We start from the raw sequence: 17679 nt of genomic DNA, 5'->3' as shown, positions 1-17679 counted from the left end.
CGCCGCATGCGCCACGGCCGCGCCCGCGCCGCCCGCGCCGAGCTGGACGACGCGTTCGAGCGACGCGTCGGGCAACCCGCGGCGGAACGATTTCGCAAAGCCCGACCAGTCGGTGTTGTGGCCGATCCGCTTGCCGTCCTTGAACAGCACGGTATTCACCGCGCCGAGCGCACGCGCATCGTCCGACAGTGCGTCAAGGTGCTCGATCACGCGCTGCTTGCACGGGTGCGTGATGTTCAGGCCGTTGTAGCCCATCCGCTGCGCGGCATCGAGCAGTTGCGGCAGTGCGTCGACGGTCACGCCGAGCGCGTCGAGATCGATGCGCCGGTAGACATACCCGAGCCCCTGGCGGAAGCCTTCTTCCTCGTGCATCGCGGGCGACAGCGAGCCGCCGATGCCCTGGCCGATCAGGCCGATCAGAAACGACGGGCGGCTCATCGTGCGGCTCCCTGCGCGAACAGCGTCGCCAGACGCTGCAGCGCGAAGATGTAGCCGTCGGTGCCGCAGCCGCAGATCACAGCTTCGGCAACCGCCGACACATAAGAATGGTGACGGAACGCTTCGCGGCGATGCACGTTCGAGATATGCACTTCGATCACCGGCTTCGCGATCGCGGACAGCGCGTCGGCCAGCGCCACCGACGTATGCGTATAGGCCGCCGGGTTGATCACGATGCCGTGCGTGTCGTGACGCGCGGCGTGCAGCCAGTCGATCAGCTGGTGCTCGGCGTTCGACTGGCGGAAGTCGATTTCCAGCCCGAGCGCCTCTCCCGCCGTGCGGCAGCGCTGCTCGACATCGGCGAGCGTTTCCGCGCCGTAGATATGGGGCTCGCGCGTCCCCAGCAGATTCAGGTTCGGGCCGTTCAGCACCAGCACCTTGTGCTTGCTCATGGTGATTCTGCTCCTAAAACAGGGGCGGACCGTGACCGGCATCGCCTCGAAAACATCGGAATTTGGCGCTAGTGTGCGCCCGGGAATGCGGGCTGTCTTTTCGGGTTTTCGCTAATTTGTACCACCTAGTTAGTTTGTACAATACGCATCACTAGCCCAGTAAATTCGGGATATGGCGTTCACCAGGAATTCAACGACTGGTTCATTCAGGGTCGATTCGACCGACGCCATGCCCCGCTCATCCGCAGGAATCGCCCATGCAGCGCTCGATCGCCACCGTGTCACTGTCCGGCACGCTCGCCGAGAAACTCGCCGCCATCCAGGCCGCGGGCTTCGACGGCGTCGAAATCTTCGAAAACGACCTCGTCTACTTCGATGGATCGCCGGCCGACGTCCGGCGCATGGCCGCCGATCTCGGCCTCGACATCGTGCTGTTCCAGCCGTTTCGCGACTTCGAGGGGGTGAGCGCGGCCCAGCTCGCGCGCAACCTCGACCGGATCAAGCGCAAGTTCGACGTGATGCATGCGCTCGGCGCCGACCGCATCCTGGTGTGCAGCAACGTGTCGGCCGACACGATCGCGGACGACGGGCTGCTCGTCGACCAGCTTGGCGCGCTCGCCGAAGCCGCGCGGCAGGCCGGCGTGGTCGCCGCGTACGAAGCGCTCGCGTGGGGCCGCGTCGTGAAGCGGTACGGCCATGCGTGGAAACTCGTGAATGCCGTGAACAGCCCGCACCTCGGCCTGGCGCTCGACAGCTTCCATACGCTGTCGCTCGACGATTCGCCGGACGCGATCGCCGACATCCCCGGCGAGCGGATCGCGTTCGTGCAGATCGCCGATGCGCCGAAGCTCGCGATGGACGTGCTCGAATGGAGCCGCCATTACCGCTCGTTCCCGGGCCAGGGCGACTTCGACCTCGCGCGCTTCACCGCGCGGGTGATCGAGTCCGGCTATACGGGGCCGCTGTCGCTCGAGATCTTCAATGACGGCTTCCGCGCGGCGCCGACCGCGATCACGGCCGCCGACGGGCATCGCTCGCTGCTCTATCTCGAAGAACTGACGCGCGAACGGCTCGCGCAGGACGGCCGCGCACCGGCCGCCAGCCAGCCGCTGTTCGCGCCGCCGGCGCCGCCCGCGCACGTCGGGTTCCAGTTCATCGAATTCGCGGTCGACGCGCAGGCAGCGGCGACAGTCGGCGAATGGCTCGGCCGGATGCGCTTCCGGCTCGCGGGCCGGCATCGGTCGAAGGACGTGACGCTGTTCCAGCACGGCGCCGCGTCGATCGTGCTGAACGCGGAGCGCGACTCGTTCGCCGATGCGTTCTTCCAGCAGCACGGGCTGTCGCTGTGTGCATCGGCATTCCGCGTCGACGACGCGAAAGTGGCGTTCGAGCGCGCGGCCGGCTTCGGCTATGCGCCGTTCTCCGGCCGCGTCGGGCCGAACGAGCGCGTGTTGCCGAGCGTGCAGGCGCCGGACGGCAGCCTCGAGTACTTCGTCGATGAAGCGCCGAACGCGCCGACGCTGTACGAATCGGACTTCGTGCTGACCGACATCGACGGTCCGAGCGAAGTCGGGCCGCTCACAGGTATCGACCACGTGTGCCTCGCACTGCCGGCCGACGCGCTCGATACGTGGATCCTGTTCTTCAAGACGGCGTTCGGCTTCGAAGCCGAACGCAGCTGGCTCGTGCCCGACCCGTACGGGCTGATGCGCAGCCGCGCGGTGCGCAGCGCCGACGGTTCGGTGCGGATCGCGCTGAACGCGTCGGTCGACCGGCACACGGCAGTTGCCGAATCGCTCGACCGCTACCACGGCACGGGGCTGAACCACGTCGCGTTCCGCACGGACGACATCGTGAAGACGATCGCCGCGTTCGCGGCCGACGGCATTCCGTTCCTGCGCATTCCACCGAACTACTACGACGATCTCGCCGCTCGCTACGCGCTGCCGGACGAACTGATCGACACGCTGAGCACGCATCACCTGCTGTACGACCGCGACGAGCACGGCGGCGAATTCCTGCATGCGTATACAGAACTGGTCGACAACCGCTTCTCGCTCGAGATCGTCGAGCGGCGCGGCGGATACGACGGCTATGGCGCGACGAATGCGGCCGTGCGGCTGGCCGCACAGGCACAGCGCAGAAAATAAGGGAAGGAAGCCGACCGGGACTTAAGGGGCGAATCACATTCGCGGCCCACGACGGCCTCAAAGGGCCGCATCCCGCGCGCACCATCGTGGTGAATCACGCGGCCGCGCACCCGCCCGCGCGGCTGGCCGCGATCGGGCCGGAAACCGCATTCCATAGGGCGTTACATCCGGTAACCCGTACCGCAGCGCAGCATCCCGTCGCCCACTACGGTTTTAAGAATCGCTTAAGTCTTCGACGGCACCATCCGCAACCAGTACCCGATGGTTATCTCGAAAAGGAGGAAAGCGATGAGCGCCGTAGAAGCACCCGCGGGCCGCCAGGCCGCGCCCCCTGCAAAGAAGACGATGCTGCGCCGCCTGCTCAGTCATCATGAAATCGCGACGCTGCTCGTGCTGCTGCACGCACCGATCGGCGCGAACGCCAAACCCGAACTGCCTGCACTGCAGGAAGCCGGTCTCGTCGAGATGGTCAAGCTCGACGCCGATACGGCACCCAGCTTCCGGCTGACCGAAGACGGCACGGCCGTCCTGAAAGGGCTCGGCTACCGCTGAGCCGCCGTTTTCACCCCTTTCCCGTTTTCCCGCATCACCCCGATCCCAGCGACTCGCCGGCCCTTTCGGCGTGTCGCGTCACCCTGCCCGTTCCTGCAGCATCAACCGGTATTCCGTCGGCGTCACGCCGACCGTCGCCTTGAACTGGCGCGTGAACGCGCTGTGATCGGTATAGCCGCATAGCGCCGCGACGTCGGTCACCTTGTCGTGCGTGACGAGCAGCGCGGTGGCCGCGTCGAGCCGCGTCTTCAGCAGCACCTGGCGCGGCGTCAGGTGGAACACCTTGTGGAAGTAGCGTTCGAGCTGCGCGACCGACATCCCGGCCATCTGCGCGAGCTGCTTCAGGTTCAGCGGCTGCACGTAGTGATCCTGGATGTGCTGGACCACGTCGGCGAGCCGGCTGTACGCCGGGTGCGATCCCTCGTGCGCCTTCAGGTCGCGCGAGATGCCCGCGAGGCCGACCACCCTGCCCGCGGCGTCGCGCAACGGCTCCTTGCAGGTCAGGCACCAGCCCGGCTGACGGCCCGGATACAGGTGCAGCTCGAGCTGGTCCATCAGTTGCTGGCCGGCGTTGATCGTCGCCATGTCCTGCTCGAAATAGCTGCGGCCGAAGCGGCGCGGAAACACCTCGTCGGCCGTCTTGCCGAGCAGGTCGCGCTTGTCCTTGTAGCCGCAGCGCATCGCCAGCGTGCGATTGACGATCGCGTAGCGGCCGCTCGCATCCTTCACGAAGAACGCGACGTCCGGCAGGGCATCGAACACCGGTTCGAGCAGGCGGAAGTGCGCAAGCATCGCGCCGAGATCGGCGTTGTCGGGCTGGTAGCGCAACGGTTCGGACAGGCTCATGGGCGGTACGGCAAGCAAGGTCGTCATCCCGGCAACCGCAAGGCGAGTGGCAGATGGCGTCGATTATAGAAGCGCCCCTTCGATCGCGTCGCGCCGATCGCAAAGGCGGGCAAGTTGGCGGCGGCCGTCGCATCGCGCCGCCGCCGATCGGTCGGCATCGTCACGCGACACACGACATCCGTTGCGTGCGCAACCACTGCGCCCGGCGTGCGGCGGCCGGCCGCGAATCCGCTGGCGTCAACGCGGCACCCACGCGTGCGCCGGCGCCGACATGCCGCGCGTACTGGCGCACTCGCATATCGGCACCGCGCGCCCGAACTCGCCAGCATAAAAATGCGAACGTGCAGCGTCTTGGCGCGTTTGCGCATTCCGCGTGACGATTTCGGCACATATCAGGGTTATCGACGATATGCCGATATCGTCGCCGGCCGCGCACCGAACGCGCAAGACGCACGCATTTTCGCTATCTAGACTTCGCTTCACGGTCACGAGACGACCTCACGCCACGGCAGCAATCGGCATGCATGGCCTGCGACATCGGCCGTCGTGTGCGCCGATTCCGGCACAGCCCGGACAGCACGCGGCAAGCACGCACGGCCTTCGCATCGGCCTGCCGACCGAACCGTCTCGCCCGGTTTACCGGTGCCGGCCCGCCAGCCGGCGGCGGCCCAACCACGCCATCAAGGGGAAGTGAAAGTGAAGCTGAAGGTATCGCACGTCGCGCTGGCCGCTGCCTGCGCACTGTCGGGCGCGCACGCCATTGCCGCCGACGTCGTCAAGATCGGTTTCGCCGCACCGCTGACCGGCCCGCAGTCGAACTACGGCACGGACATGCAGAAGGGCGTGCAGCTCGCGATCGCCGATTTCAATGCGACGCGTCCGACGATCGGCGGCAAGCCCGTCACGTTCCAGCTCGATTCGCAGGACGACCAGGCCGACCCGCGCACGGGCACGACCGTCGCGCAGCGGCTGATCGACGACAACGTCCGCGGGATCATCGGACACTTCAACTCGGGCACGAGCATTCCCGCATCCGACCTGTACGATCGCGCAGGGCTGCCGCAGATCTCGATGGCCACGTCGCCGCAATACACGGCGCGCGGCTACAAGACGACCTACCGGCTGCTGACCAGCGACGCGCAGGCGGGCCGCATCGTCGGCACCTACGCGGTGAAGACGCTGCGCTTCAAGCGCATCGCGATCATCGACGATCGCACGGCCTACGGCCAGGGCATCGCCGACGAATTCGCGAAGGCCGTCGAGGCGGCGGGCGGCACGATCATCAAGCGCGACTTCACGAACGACAAGGCGCTCGATTTCTCCGCGATCCTGACCAACCTCAAGGGGATGAACCCGGACGCGATCTTCTACGGCGGCGGCGACGCGCAATCGTCGCCGATGATCCGCAAGATGCGTCAGCTCGGGATGAAGTCGGCGTTCGTGACGGGCGAGATGTCGCGCTCGCCGACGTTCCTGAAGGTCGGCGGCGACGCGGCCGAAGGCGCGATCGTCTACATGGGCGGGCTGCCGAAGGAAAAGATGCCGGGCTTCGCCGGCTACGCGGCACGCTACAAGGCGCGCTTCAACGAAGACGTGATCACTTATTCACCGTACTCGTATGACGGCACGATCGCGCTGCTCACCGCGATGAAGGACGCGAACTCGACCGACCCGAAGGTGTACACGCCGTATCTCGGCAAGGTGTCGGTCAAGGGTGTGTCGGCCCCGAGCATCGCGTACGACACGAAGGGCGACCTGAGAGATGCGCCGGTGACGATCTACAAGGTCGAGCACGGCGCGTTCAAGCCGGTCGATACGATCGCCGGCAACTGATACGCAAGACCCTGCCCCGCGCGGCGCGTCAGCGGCTCACCGGCCGCCCGCGCCGCGCGCGCTTCTGCGTCTGCTTCTGCCTCGGCTCGCGGTCCGAAGCGTTCCTCGGCGCGCCCCCACGTGCGCGCATTTCGCGCTCCTGTAGAATCCCCCCACCCGCTTTGACGCTTCGTCTCCGCCGCGCCTCACCCCGGTGCGGCGGTGCGTGTTTCGTGCCTCACCCGGCACGCGGCACGCTTCGACGACGCAAGCCGCGCCTTGTCAGTCCATGCCGATAGCGGGCCCTGGAGACGCAGCACCGACAACAACATTCGAAAACCGATCGTCCTGACCATGCAAGCTTCCGAATTGAGCGGCGTGCCTCGCGCCGCCGAACGCGCGCTCACGCGCAGCGACTACAAGACACTTGGCCTTGCCGCACTCGGCGGCGCCCTCGAGTTCTACGACTTCATCATCTTCGTGTTCTTCGCGCCGGCGATTGGACAACTGTTCTTCCCGCACGACATTCCCGACTGGCTGCGCCAGCTACAGACGTTCGGCATCTTCGCGGCCGGCTATCTCGCGCGCCCGCTCGGCGGCGTGATCATGGCGCACTTCGGCGACCTGTTCGGCCGCAAGCGGATGTTCACGCTGAGCGTGCTGATGATGTCCGTGCCCACCCTGCTGATGGGCCTGCTGCCGACCTACGACACGATCGGCATCCTCGCGCCGGTGTTGCTGCTGCTGTTCCGCGTGCTGCAGGGCGCGGCCGTCGGCGGTGAAGTGCCAGGCGCGTGGGTGTTCGTGTCCGAGCACGTGCCGTCGCGTCACATCGGCTATGCGTGCGGCACGCTGACCGCGGGCCTGACGGCCGGCATCCTGCTCGGCTCGCTCGTTGCCGCCGGCATCAACAGCCGCTACTCGACCGCCGAAGTCGGCGCGTTCGCGTGGCGCATCCCGTTCCTGCTCGGCGGCGTGTTCGGCCTGTTCTCCGTGTACCTGCGCCGCTGGCTGCACGAAACGCCGGTGTTCGCCGAGATGAAGGCGAAGAAGGCGCTCGCAGACGAGATTCCGCTGAAGGCCGTGCTGCGCGACCATGGCCGCGCGGTGATCGTGTCGATGCTGCTCACGTGGATGCTGTCGGCCGCGATCGTCGTCGTGATCCTGATGACGCCCGCGCTGCTGCAGAAGCAGTTCCACCTGACGCCCGCGACGACGCTGTTCGCGAACAGCGTCGCGACGCTGTGCCTGACGGCCGGCTGCATCACCGCGGGTTCGCTCGCGGGCTGGATCGGCGCGAAGCGCGTGCTCGGCATCGGCGGCATCGGGCTGGCCGCGTGCTACTACCTGCTGTTCGTACAGGTCGCGGCTGACGCGTCGACGCTGCCGCTCTACTACGGGATCGCGGGCTTCATGGTCGGCACGATCGGCGCGGTGCCGTTCGTGATGGTCAAGAGCTTCCCGGCCGTCGTGCGCTTCTCGGGCATCTCGTTCTCGTACAACGTCGCGTATGCGATCTTCGGCGGGCTCACGCCGGTGATCGTGTCGCTGATGATGAAATCGAATCCACTCGCGCCGGTGGTGTATGTCGCGGTGATCTGCGTGCTCGGCGCGATCGCCGTGCAGTTCTCGAAGGATGCGAAAGAGGATTCGCCGCACTGAGCGGCGACGGTGCGCGTGCGGTGGCGTCCAGCCGCCGCAGCGGATGACCGGACGCACCCGCGACCCGCAAGCAATCCATGAACAAAGGGCCGAATCCCGCGGGATTCGGCCCTTTTGTTTTGCGTCAGCGCAATGGCAACAGCGTGCGTATGTGCGATCAGCGCAGGCTGCCGTACGTCGTACTCGGCCGGCGCAGGCCGTCGATGCTCGCGCCGCCCGCGCCCGTGACGTACAGCAGCAGGAAACCGCCGGCGATCGCGATGTTCTTCCAGAAATGGATCACCATGTCGTGCTGGACCGTGGCGTCCGTCGCGTCCCAGAAATTGTGCCCGACCATCGCGGTCGCAACCGTGTAGAACGCCATCAGCAGTGCGAGCGGCTTCACCTTGTAGCCGACGATCAGCAGCAGCCCGCCGAGCCCCTCGATCGCGACGACGATCGGCCCGATCACCTGCGGATACGGCACGTTCAGCCCATGCAGGTAGCCGATGAAATCAGCGTAGCCCAGCAGCTTCATCACGCCGCCCCACAGGAACAACGCCGCCAGCGCCAGGCGCGCGAAAAAAATGACGCCGGAATCGACGGAACGCGTCATGCCTCTCTCCTAGTATGCAATTCGGCCGTCCGCGCGGGGCTCGCCCGGGCGGTTCGGCGCCGCGCAGCCCTGCGGGGCCCGCGGCAAATGGGCCAGCATAGACAGAGTTTCAGCCGTGTCCAAGAAAAAGGTTGTAGCAAATCTTTACACGGCGGCGGCCGCGCGGCCCGAAGGCGACGGGATGAAAAGGCGTTTAGCCCGCGTCGCTCAACAACACGCCCTTCTTGAAGATGAAGCAGCCGTAGCCGCGCAGCTCGCCGGTGACGATCACCGCGTAGGCCTGCTGCGCGCGCTCGTAGAACGCGAACCGGTCGACGCCCGCAAGCGGCACCGCGCGCCCTTCCGCGCGGTCGATCTCGGCCTGCACCTCGCGCTGCACGGGCGGCACCGCCGCCGCATCGCCGACGACTTCCATCCGCCACGCGGGCGTATCGACGAACGTGTCGAGCGGCAGCACGGACAGCACCGCGCGCACGACGCGCGCCGAATCGGCGCCGTCGATCCGCAACGCGCGGCCGATCACCGTGTGCTCCGCGACGGATTCCGCCGGGAAATTCGCGTCGCAGATCGCGATTTCGTCACCGTGGCCCATCGCACGCAGCGTGTGCAGGATGTCGGCGTGCAACAGCGGGTCGAGATTCTTCAGCATGTCGGCTAGTCTCCGGGATCAGGAACGAACGCATAACGTTACCCGATCCCGGTGGCCGCTGCGCATGCATCCGTCGCGTCACGACGCCGCGGCCGGCATTTCGTCGATGAAGCCCGTCACCGAGGCGAGGCGGCCCGACGCGTCGACGGTGCAGAAGTCCGAGCCCTTCACGATCGCCGCGCCGTCGGGCGATACGAGCGCCCACGAGAACCGCAGGTGCTGGCCGAACCCGTCGACGTCGGTCGTGCGGCGGAAGCGGAACGCAGGGAAGCGCTCCTGCACGGCCGCGATCATCGCGTCGATGCCTGCGTGGCCGTCGCCGGCCATCAGCGGATCGCGATAGGCCGCGTCGCTCGCGTAGGTCGCATCGATCAGCGCGCGGCGACGCGTGACGTCGGGTTCGTTCCACGCGTCGAAGTAGCGGTCGATCAGGTCGGCGTGAACGGACAAGGCGGACGAAGCGGATTGGGCGGTGTTCATGGCGAGGCTCCTTGTGTCGATGAGAGGACGATGTCGCGAACGTGGCGTGTTTCGTGTTCGCGTGCAGTCATCGTCGCCGGCCTCGCGCGGGCGGTCGATTACGTACGAGGTAAGGAAATCGCGCCCGCGCCGCCGCGATCGACCAGCCGCCATCAACCCGCCGCGTAGTCGACCGCCAGGCTCCACGCCGGATCCTCGTGCTTCGCCCAGTACGCGTCGAACAACCGGCGCGTCATCGGGCCCGGCCGGCCGTCGCCGATCGGCGCGCCGTTCAGCCGCGTGACGGGCATGATCCCGCCAGCCGTCGACGTGATGAACACTTCGTCCGCATCGCGCAGTTGCCCGTCGTCAAGGCGATCGGCCCGCGCATCGATGCCCATCGACGCCGCCAGCTCGAACACGGTCTGCCGCGTGATGCCGTGCAGCACGCCGCGCTCGGGCGTCCGGAGCCCGCCGTCGCGCACGACGAAGATGTTGAATCCGGGCCCTTCGGCGATGCTGCCGTCCGTGCACTTCAGCACGACCGACTCCGCCCCCGCGTCATAGCCCTTCAACAGCCCTGCGACGAGGTCGAGCCAGTGGTAGTTCTTGATCTGCGGATCGACCGATTCGGGCGGAATCCGCCGCACGTCGTCGACCAGATGCAGGTGCAGGCCCTCGCGCAATTGCCGCTCGTTCGCGACCGAGCCGTACGGCACCGCGAACGCGATGAACTGGTTCACCGCGTCGCGCGGATCGCGGCTGAAGGTAGGCGATACGCCGCGCGTGCACAGCATTTCAACGTACGCGTTGCGCAAGCCCGAGCGGCGCACGCATTCGACGAGGATGTCGCGCAGCGCGTCGTCGCTCAGCGGCACATTCAGCCGCAGCCTTGCCAGCGAGCGCCTGAACCGCGCGATGTGCTGGTCGAGACGGAAGAAGCGGCCGTTCCACACGTGCACGGTGTCGTACGTGACGTCGGAATGCAGGAAGCCCCAGTCGAGCACCGACACGCGCGCGTCGGCGATCGGAATGAAGCGGCCGTTCATGTACGCGGCGCCCGGTGGATACGCGGGTGCTTCGGCCGGTTGAATACCCTGCGGCGCCGTGCGAGCCGCGTCGGGAACCTGCGGCGCGTAGTCGACCTGCGCGGCAAACGACGCGCGATCGGCATCGAACACGCTGCGATGCACGACCGCATTCGACCCCGCCGCGCGATCGAACGACAGCTTGCCGTCGAGATGATCGATCTCGTGCTGCATCAGCTCCGACACATCGGGCGACAGCGCGTCGCGCCGATGCAGCTCGCCGTCGAGCGTCGTGTATTGCACGCTCACCGATGCATGGCGCTCGACGCGCACGAACAGGTCGGGAAAGCACATGCAGTCGTCCCACAGCGTCATGCGCGCATCGCTGCGCCACACGATCTCGGGGTTCACGATCACGTCGGGCCAGCCATCGAGCGCGAGCGCGATCATCCGTTGCCCGACGCCGATCTGCGGCGCGGCGACCGCGCGGCCGAAACCGTGTTCGTCGCGAAACGCACGCAGCGCGGCGCGCAGTGCGCCGGCCGCTTCATGCACGGCGGGATCGGCGACGTCGCCGACCGGCCGCGCGACGTCGCACAACGATGCGGTGCCCACGGGAAGAATCCGCGTATTCATTTCACTACCTCCGACAAAGTCACCTTGTTGCCTCCTTTGAACGTCGAAATCGTTGCCGCCGGATTGCGCAGCTCGCCGTTCGCGTCGAACGCGATCCGGCCGGTCACGCCCTGAAAGTCGACGCGATGCAGCGCGTCGACGATCTTCGCGGGATCGGTGGACTGCGCGAGCATCACCGCGTGGTAGACGGCCATCATCGCGTCGTACGCATACGGCGCGTAGAGCTGCACGGGGGCGCCGTACTTCTGCGTGAAGCGCGCCGCGAACGCGGGGCCGCCCGGCATCTTCGCGAGACTCCGGCCGCCGTCCGCGCACACGAGGTTGCCGTCGAGCGCATCGCCGGCCAGCTTCAGGATCTCGTGCGTGCACAGACCGTCGCCACCCAGCAGCGGCGCGGCGATCCGCAGCTTCTTCATCTGCTTGAGCATCGGCCCGCCCTGCGTATCCATGCCGCCGAAGAAGATCGCGTCGGGCGCCTTGCCCTTGAGCAGCGTCAGCGGCGCGCCGAAGTCGAACGCCTTGTCGGTCGTGTATTCGCGGCCGACCACGGCCGAGCCCGCCTTCCCGAGCCCGTCGACGAACACGTCCGCGATGCCCTGCCCGTAGGCCGTGCGATCGTCGACGACGCCGATGCGCCGCGCGTGCAGCTGCTCGACCGCATAGCGGGCAACGGCCTGCCCGAGAAAATCGTCGTTCGCGAGCATCCGGAACGTCGTGCGATAGCCGAGACGCGTGAATTCGGGATTGGTGGCCGACGGCGTCAGCTCCGCGATGTTCGCCGTCGCATAGAGCCGCGCGACGGCGATCGACGTCCCCGAATTCTGGTGGCCGATCACCGCGCTGACGTGCGTATCGACGAAGCGCTGCGCGACCGTCGTCGCGACCTTCGGGTCGGCCTGGTCGTCCTGCGCGTCGAGCGCGAACGTGACCGGATGCCCGGCGACGCCCGGATGCGCGGCGTTGATTTCGTCGATGGCCAGCCGGATGCCGCGCGCGCTGTCCTCGCCGAAATGCGCCTGCGCGCCCGTGAGCGCGCCGGCAAAACCCACGACGACCGTATCCGCGCCAAACGCGGGAACGGCCAGTACAAGCGACACCAGTGGCACGAGCGGCACGAGCGGCACGAGCCGCGCCAGTAGCAAACGTCGGGAACGCATGATGTTTTCCTCGCAGCTTCGTCGTTGACGGGTGCTACGATTATCGGCAGCCGTCGCGAAATCCGATAAACATCGGGCGGCCCCGTTCGTGAGTTTGTTTCGTTTTTTCTCCCCGAAGGAAATCCGATGAATCCCGCCGCCGCGCCGCTCGACGACTTCGACCTGCGGATCCTCGCCCGCCTCCAGCATGACAACCAGATCACCAACCAGGCGCTCGCCGCCGAGATCGGCCTGAGCCCGCCCGCGTGCCTGCGCCGCGTGAAGCGGCTGCGCGACGAGCGCTATATCCAGCAGGACGTGTCCGTCGTCGATCCGACCAAGGTCGGCCTCCCGTTGACGATGCTGGTGCTCGTGCAGGTCGAGCGCGAACGGGTCGACCTGCTCGACGAATTCAAGCGGTTCCTGAAATCGCTGCCAGAAGTCATGCAGTGTTATGTGGTGACGGGCCGCGCGGATTTCGTGCTGATGATCGCGATGCGCGACATCGAACACTACGAGGAATTTTCCACGCGCGTGTTCCGGCAACATCACAACATCCGTCACTTCGAGACGATGGTCGTGATGTCGCGCGTGAAGGTGGGGCTGTCGCTGCCGATCGACATCGCGTAACGAACGCCCGGCGCGGGCCCATGCACGTGCCCGCGCCGCCGCAATGAAAACGGGCGCCCTCGGGCGCCCGCTTCGTCTGGCGGCAACGGCCGCGCGCGTCAGGTCACCGGCGCCGGATTGAACAGCGTCAGCGCATTCGCGAGCTTCCATTGCTCGGCCCACGTGCGGCGCTTGCCGCTCGCGACATCGAGCATCAACCGGAACAGTTCCCAGCCGGTGTCCTCGATCGTGGCCGCGCCGGTCGCGATCTGCCCCGCATCGAGATCCATCAGGTCGTGCCAGCGGCGCGCGAGGTCGCTGCGCGTCGCGACCTTGATCACCGGCACCTGCGCAAGGCCGTACGGCGTGCCGCGTCCGGTCGTGAAAATATGCAGGTTCATCCCGGCCGCGAGCTGCAGCGTGCCGCAGATGAAGTCGCTCGCGGGCGTCGCCGCGTACAGCAGCCCCTTCTGCTTCGCGCGATCGCCGGGACGCACGACGCCGGCGATCGGCGCACTGCCCGACTTCACGATCGAGCCCATCGCCTTCTCGACGATGTTCGACAGGCCGCCCTTCTTGTTGCCGGGCGTCGTGTTCGCGCTGCGGTCGACGCGGCCGCGCTGCAAATAGCGGTCGTACCAGTCCATCTCGCGGATGATCTCGCGCGCCACGTCCTCGTTCGCCGCGCGCGACGTGAGCTGCGCGACACCATCGCGCACCTCCGTCACCTCGGAGAACATGATCGTCGCGCCCGCGCGCACCAGCAGGTCGGCCGCGAAGCCGACGGCCGGGTTCGCGGTGAGCCCCGAGAACGCGTCGCTGCCGCCGCACTGCACGCCGACGACGAGATCCGACGCGGGGCACGTCTCGCGACGGCGGCGGTCAAGCCGCTCGAGATGCGATTCGGCCATCTTCATGATCGAGTCGATCATCGAGTTGAAGCCGACGTGCGCGGCATCCTGCAGGCACACCACGCCGCCGTTGTCGGTCGCACCGTCGGCCGCGACCGGAATCGTGCCGGGCGGCAGCAGGCGCTCGGGCTGCAGCTTCTCGCAGCCGAGGCTCACGGTCATCACCTCGCCGCCGAAATTCGGATTCAGGCTGATGTTGCGCAGCGTGCGGATCGGGATGTCGGCGTCGGGTGCATCGATCGCCACGCCGCAGCCGTACGTGTGCTCGAGCCCGACCACGTCGTCGACGTTCGGGTAGCGCGGCAGCAGCTCGGCCTTGATCCGCTTCACCGCATGCTCGACCACGCCGGACACGCACTGCACGGTCGTCGTGATCGCGAGGATGTTGCGCGTGCCGACCGAGCCGTCGGCATTGCGGAAGCCCTCGAACGTGTAGCCTTCGAGCGGCGGCAGCGGCGGCGCGGCGCGTGTTGCGAGCGGCAGGTCGTCGAGCCCCGGCGGCTCGGGCATGCGCATCGTGCGCTCGTTGACCCAGCTGCCGCGGCGCAGCTCGACCAGTGCATAGCCGATCACCACGTTGTAGCGGACGATCGGGTCGCCGGCCGCGAGATCGACCAGCGCAACCTTGTGCCCTTGCGGCACGCCTTCGCGCAGCGTCAGCCCGTCGGCGAACGTCGCGCCCTCGGGCAAGCCGCCGTCGTTGACGACGATCGCGACGTTGTCGTCCGGGTGCACGCGAATATAGAGCGGGGAAGCAGTCATCGGAATTCCTGGAGGCTATCGGCCATATCGTTAGTCATCATACGACATTCAACCTTGATCGGCGATGCTGCGTAAACCCTTATCCGGAAAGACCCTACTATTTATCTGCCAGCAAACCGCTTGCGTCACCCCCCCCCCCTCGTTGTACGATGACATACAACGACATCGCCAATGTGGCTCGTATGCCGTTCCCGACGAACCCAGCACTCGCGCTAGACGGACGAACCAACCATGACCTCACCGCAAGAACTCAAACAGATCATTTCCCACGGCCTGCTGTCGTTTCCGCTGACGGATTTCGACGTCGACGGCAGCTTCCGCCCGTCCACCTATGCCGAGCGCCTGGAATGGCTCGCGCCGTACGGTGCGAGCGCGCTGTTCGCGGCCGGCGGCACCGGTGAATTCTTCTCGCTCACGCAGCGCGAGTATTCGGACGTGATCCGTGTCGCGACGGAAACCTGCAAGGGCAAGGTGCCGATCCTCGCCGGCGCGGGCGGCGCGACGCGCGTCGCGATCGAATATGCGCAGGAGGCCGAGCGCCTCGGCGCGAGCGGCGTGCTGCTGATGCCGCACTACCTGACCGAAGCCAGCCAGGAAGGGATCGCCGACCACGTCGAGCAGGTGTGCCGCGCGCTGAAGATCGGCGTCGTGGTGTACAACCGCGCGAATTCGAAGCTGAACGCCGACATGCTCGAGCGCCTCGCCGACCGTTGCCCGAACCTGATCGGCTTCAAGGACGGCGTGGGTGAAATCGAAAGCATGGTGACGATCCGCCGCCGCCTCGGCGACCGCTTCGCGTACCTCGGCGGCCTGCCGACGGCCGAAGTCTATGCCGCCGCTTACAAGGCGCTCGGCGTGCCGGTGTATTCGTCGGCCGTGTTCAACTTCATCCCGAAGACGGCGATGGACTTCTACGAGGCGATCGCGAAGGACGACCACGCCACGGTCGGCCGCCTGATCGACGAGTTCTTCCTGCCGTACCTGAAGATCCGCAATCGCCGCGCGGGCTATGCGGTCAGCATCGTGAAGGCGGGCGCGAAGCTCGTCGGCCATGACGCAGGCCCGGTGCGCGCACCGCTCGTCGACCTCACGGAAGCGGAAGCGGCCGAGCTCGACGTGCTGATCAAGAAGATGGGGCCGCAATAAGCGGCAGGTAGTCAACCGGCACACGCTTCGGCGTGGGCCGGCGCGGCGCCGCGCATTCGGCCCGCTTGCGTTCTTCGACGGCCGCCCCGCGCTTCGCGGGCCGGCCGTTTTCGTCACATCTGCGAGATGGTGCCGACGATCCGGTAGCGCAGGCTGCCCAGCCTGAGCCGGGTCGCGGCGATCTCCGCGCCGGTGGCCGAGCGCCGCGCACGCGTGTTCGGATCGCTGGCGAGCATCTGGTCGAGCACGTCGGGATCGACGACTGCGTCGAAGAACCGCCCGACCGTGAGCATCGCGTACTGCTTCGCGGTCGCCAGCTGGCTGTTGGCCTGCGTCAGCGCGTCGGTGCGCAGGCCCGGGTCGCGCTCGTCGATGCTGCGGCGGTGCTTCAGCGCGAACGCCAGCGCCTCCATGTCCAGCCTGAACCGCTTGACGGCCTGGCCGAAGCGGAGCGAATGCGGATCGGAGCCGGTGACGGGCCGCCCCTGGTTGATGGTCACGTCGAATTCGCTGCCGCCCAGGTCACGCTGCAATTCGAACAGCGCGTTGGCCAGCACGCGGCCTTCGCTGTATTCCCCGACCTGCGTGCGCACCGATTTCGCGACGTCGCCGACCGCTTTCCACAATCCGGCCGCGAACAGGTGGTCGCCACGTTTGCTGATGTTCATGATGCCGTTCCCTCTTGGTCTTTTTCTGGATCTCTCAGGTTTTGCCTGCGGGTCGGTCGACCCGCGGCTTCGGTACTGTAGGAGAAAAGCGGGCGGCGCGGAAGCCGGCCATGAAAAAAGGCGGAAGCGGCCGACCGGCCCCTTCCGCCCTTCCGTTTCAGGCCGTCATCCCGGCATACCCGCCGCCGGGATCACCCCCTCAGCCGATCACTCCGCCTTCCCGTCCCGCAGCCGCGGAATCGCGAGCGGATTGCTTTGCTGCAGCCCTTCCGGCAGCAGATCGTCCGGGAAATCCTGGTAGCACACGGGCCGCAGGAAACGCTCGATCGCCGTCGCGCCGACCGACGTGACGGCCGGGTTCGACGTGGCCGGGAACGGCCCGCCGTGCACCATCGCGTCGCACACCTCGACGCCGGTCGGGTAGCCGTTGACCAGCAGGCGGCCCGCCTTGCGTTCGAGGATCGGCAGCAGCCGGCGCGCGAGCGGCTTGTCGTCGGCGTCCATCTGCAGCGTGGCCGTCAGCTGGCCTTCGAGCGCTTCGAGCACGCGCGCGACTTCGTCGAGATCGCGGCAACGCACGATCAGCGACGCCGGACCGAACACCTCGTGGCTGAACGCCGGCTCGGCCAGGAACGCCTGTGCACCGACTTCGTACAGTGCGCCGCCGGCCTGGCAGTCGGTCTGCGCCGTCTCGCCCGCGCCGATTTCGCGCACGCCCGGCAGTTCGGCCAGCTTGCCACGGCCGTTGCGATACGCATCGGCGATGCCGCGCGTGAGCATCACGCCGGCCGGCTTCTTCGCGAGCGCCTGTGCGGCGACGGTTTCGAAGCGGTCGAGATCGGGGCCGTCGATCGCGAGCACGAGGCCCGGGTTCGTGCAGAACTGGCCGACGCCGAGCGTCAGCGAATCGACGAAGCCGGTCGCGATCGCGTCGCCGCGCGCGGCGAGCGCCGCCGGGAACAGCACGACGGGGTTGATGCTGCTCATTTCCGCGTAGACGGGAATCGGCTGCGGGCGGGCGTTCGCGAGCTGCACGAGCGCCATGCCGCCCTGCCGCGACCCGGTGAAGCCGACCGCCTGGACCGCCGGATGGCTGACGAGCGCCGCGCCGATCACGCGGCCGGGACCGACCAGCAGCGAGAACACGCCCGCCGGCATCCCGGTTTTC

General features: G+C 67.2%; 17 protein-coding genes. 6 read left to right on the top strand and 11 right to left on the bottom strand.

Features of this window, described 5'->3' with window-relative positions; genetic code table 11:
• Both G3N99_RS18270 and aroQ read right to left on the bottom strand, forming a co-directional pair.
• A partial coding sequence (locus G3N99_RS18270; protein WP_206123104.1) for a shikimate dehydrogenase occupies positions 1–438 on the bottom strand: 438 nt, incomplete at its 3' end.
• A complete protein-coding gene (gene aroQ, locus G3N99_RS18265) occupies positions 435–890 on the bottom strand; it encodes a type II 3-dehydroquinate dehydratase (protein WP_174942163.1) in 456 nt (151 codons plus the stop codon). The genes G3N99_RS18270 and aroQ, both read right to left, overlap by 4 nt.
• Before the next feature lie 257 nt (positions 891–1147).
• On the opposite strand from aroQ, the gene G3N99_RS18260 reads away from it, so the two are divergent.
• Together G3N99_RS18260 and G3N99_RS18255 are read left to right on the top strand one after the other, a co-directional pair.
• On the top strand, positions 1148–3040 hold the full coding sequence (locus G3N99_RS18260) for a sugar phosphate isomerase/epimerase and 4-hydroxyphenylpyruvate domain-containing protein (RefSeq protein WP_206123103.1): 1893 nt from the start codon (positions 1148–1150) through the stop codon (positions 3038–3040).
• A 288-nt stretch (positions 3041–3328) separates the two neighbouring features.
• Entirely contained in the window at positions 3329–3592 is a 264-nt protein-coding gene (locus G3N99_RS18255) for a hypothetical protein (RefSeq protein WP_174933418.1), read from the top strand.
• 78 nt (positions 3593–3670) lie between these two features.
• Here G3N99_RS18255 and G3N99_RS18250 read toward each other — a convergent pair whose 3' ends face one another.
• Complete coding sequence (locus G3N99_RS18250; protein ID WP_174940971.1) at positions 3671–4465, bottom strand: AraC family transcriptional regulator; 795 nt, start codon at positions 4463–4465, stop codon at positions 3671–3673.
• 669 nt (positions 4466–5134) lie between these two features.
• On the opposite strand from G3N99_RS18250, the gene G3N99_RS18245 reads away from it, so the two are divergent.
• On the top strand, positions 5135–6271 hold the full coding sequence (locus G3N99_RS18245; protein WP_089433550.1) for a branched-chain amino acid ABC transporter substrate-binding protein: 1137 nt from the start codon (positions 5135–5137) through the stop codon (positions 6269–6271).
• 333 nt (positions 6272–6604) lie between these two features.
• A complete protein-coding gene (locus G3N99_RS18240) occupies positions 6605–7912 on the top strand; it encodes an MFS transporter (protein ID WP_011353951.1) in 1308 nt (435 codons plus the stop codon).
• A gap of 157 nt (positions 7913–8069) precedes the next feature.
• On the opposite strand, the gene G3N99_RS18235 is transcribed toward G3N99_RS18240, so the two are convergent.
• The 5 genes from G3N99_RS18235 to G3N99_RS18215 form a co-directional block, all read right to left on the bottom strand.
• On the bottom strand, positions 8070–8507 hold the full coding sequence (locus tag G3N99_RS18235; RefSeq protein WP_206123102.1) for a DoxX family protein: 438 nt from the start codon (positions 8505–8507) through the stop codon (positions 8070–8072).
• Positions 8508–8700: 193 nt separating this feature from the next.
• Complete coding sequence (locus tag G3N99_RS18230; protein ID WP_206123101.1) at positions 8701–9156, bottom strand: RbsD/FucU family protein; 456 nt, start codon at positions 9154–9156, stop codon at positions 8701–8703.
• Between the two features lie 78 nt (positions 9157–9234).
• Entirely contained in the window at positions 9235–9636 is a 402-nt protein-coding gene (locus G3N99_RS18225) for a nuclear transport factor 2 family protein (protein WP_206123100.1), read from the bottom strand.
• Positions 9637–9788: 152 nt separating this feature from the next.
• Positions 9789–11279, bottom strand: a complete 1491-nt coding sequence (locus G3N99_RS18220; protein ID WP_206123099.1) for an aminotransferase class IV — start codon at positions 11277–11279, stop codon at positions 9789–9791.
• Positions 11276–12436, bottom strand: a complete 1161-nt coding sequence (locus tag G3N99_RS18215; protein ID WP_241011719.1) for a branched-chain amino acid ABC transporter substrate-binding protein — start codon at positions 12434–12436, stop codon at positions 11276–11278. The genes G3N99_RS18220 and G3N99_RS18215 overlap by 4 nt, the downstream gene beginning before the upstream one ends.
• A 126-nt stretch (positions 12437–12562) precedes the next feature.
• Between G3N99_RS18215 and G3N99_RS18210 the strand changes: the two genes are divergently transcribed.
• The gene (locus tag G3N99_RS18210) at positions 12563–13045 is read left to right on the top strand and encodes an Lrp/AsnC family transcriptional regulator (RefSeq protein ID WP_206123098.1); all 483 of its coding nucleotides are present in this window, start codon (positions 12563–12565) and stop codon (positions 13043–13045) included.
• A 98-nt stretch (positions 13046–13143) separates the two neighbouring features.
• On the opposite strand, the gene garD is transcribed toward G3N99_RS18210, so the two are convergent.
• A complete protein-coding gene (gene garD / locus G3N99_RS18205; RefSeq protein WP_174940982.1) occupies positions 13144–14697 on the bottom strand; it encodes a galactarate dehydratase in 1554 nt (517 codons plus the stop codon).
• 231 nt (positions 14698–14928) lie between these two features.
• Between garD and kdgD the strand changes: the two genes are divergently transcribed.
• Positions 14929–15843 carry a 5-dehydro-4-deoxyglucarate dehydratase gene (gene kdgD / locus G3N99_RS18200; protein ID WP_174940984.1) on the top strand — a complete coding sequence of 305 codons (915 nt, stop codon included), beginning with the start codon at positions 14929–14931 and terminating at the stop codon, positions 15841–15843.
• A 113-nt stretch (positions 15844–15956) separates the two neighbouring features.
• Here the strand turns inward: kdgD and G3N99_RS18195 are convergent, their stop codons facing one another.
• Positions 15957–16511: a hypothetical protein gene (locus G3N99_RS18195; RefSeq protein ID WP_174942154.1), complete on the bottom strand. Its 555-nt coding sequence runs from the start codon at positions 16509–16511 to the stop codon at positions 15957–15959.
• Positions 16512–16718: 207 nt separating this feature from the next.
• Positions 16719–17679, bottom strand: a 961-nt coding sequence (locus tag G3N99_RS18190) for an aldehyde dehydrogenase family protein (protein ID WP_206123097.1), incomplete at its 5' end; no start/stop codon positions are given.

Source organism: Burkholderia sp. Ac-20392 (assembly GCF_017104585.1).
GTDB lineage: Bacteria > Pseudomonadota > Gammaproteobacteria > Burkholderiales > Burkholderiaceae > Burkholderia > Burkholderia lata.
This window is presented reverse-complemented; position numbering and strand designations above follow the sequence as displayed.

Excerpts from the sequence above, each read along its gene's own strand:
- G3N99_RS18235 (WP_206123102.1), bottom strand. The coding sequence starts at position 8,507 with ATGACGCGTTCCGTCGATTCCGGCGTCATTTTTTTCGCGCGCCTGGCG.
- G3N99_RS18230 (WP_206123101.1), bottom strand. The coding sequence starts at position 9,156 with ATGCTGAAGAATCTCGACCCGCTGTTGCACGCCGACATCCTGCACACG.
- garD (WP_174940982.1), bottom strand. The coding sequence starts at position 14,697 with ATGACTGCTTCCCCGCTCTATATTCGCGTGCACCCGGACGACAACGTC.
- kdgD (WP_174940984.1), top strand. The coding sequence starts at position 14,929 with ATGACCTCACCGCAAGAACTCAAACAGATCATTTCCCACGGCCTGCTG.
- G3N99_RS18225 (WP_206123100.1), bottom strand. The coding sequence starts at position 9,636 with ATGAACACCGCCCAATCCGCTTCGTCCGCCTTGTCCGTTCACGCCGAC.
- aroQ (WP_174942163.1), bottom strand. The coding sequence starts at position 890 with ATGAGCAAGCACAAGGTGCTGGTGCTGAACGGCCCGAACCTGAATCTG.
- G3N99_RS18260 (WP_206123103.1), top strand. The coding sequence starts at position 1,148 with ATGCAGCGCTCGATCGCCACCGTGTCACTGTCCGGCACGCTCGCCGAG.
- G3N99_RS18210 (WP_206123098.1), top strand. The coding sequence starts at position 12,563 with ATGAATCCCGCCGCCGCGCCGCTCGACGACTTCGACCTGCGGATCCTC.
- G3N99_RS18215 (WP_241011719.1), bottom strand. The coding sequence starts at position 12,436 with ATGCGTTCCCGACGTTTGCTACTGGCGCGGCTCGTGCCGCTCGTGCCG.
- G3N99_RS18250 (WP_174940971.1), bottom strand. The coding sequence starts at position 4,465 with ATGACGACCTTGCTTGCCGTACCGCCCATGAGCCTGTCCGAACCGTTG.
- G3N99_RS18195 (WP_174942154.1), bottom strand. The coding sequence starts at position 16,511 with ATGAACATCAGCAAACGTGGCGACCACCTGTTCGCGGCCGGATTGTGG.
- G3N99_RS18255 (WP_174933418.1), top strand. The coding sequence starts at position 3,329 with ATGAGCGCCGTAGAAGCACCCGCGGGCCGCCAGGCCGCGCCCCCTGCA.
- G3N99_RS18220 (WP_206123099.1), bottom strand. The coding sequence starts at position 11,279 with ATGAATACGCGGATTCTTCCCGTGGGCACCGCATCGTTGTGCGACGTC.
- G3N99_RS18240 (WP_011353951.1), top strand. The coding sequence starts at position 6,605 with ATGCAAGCTTCCGAATTGAGCGGCGTGCCTCGCGCCGCCGAACGCGCG.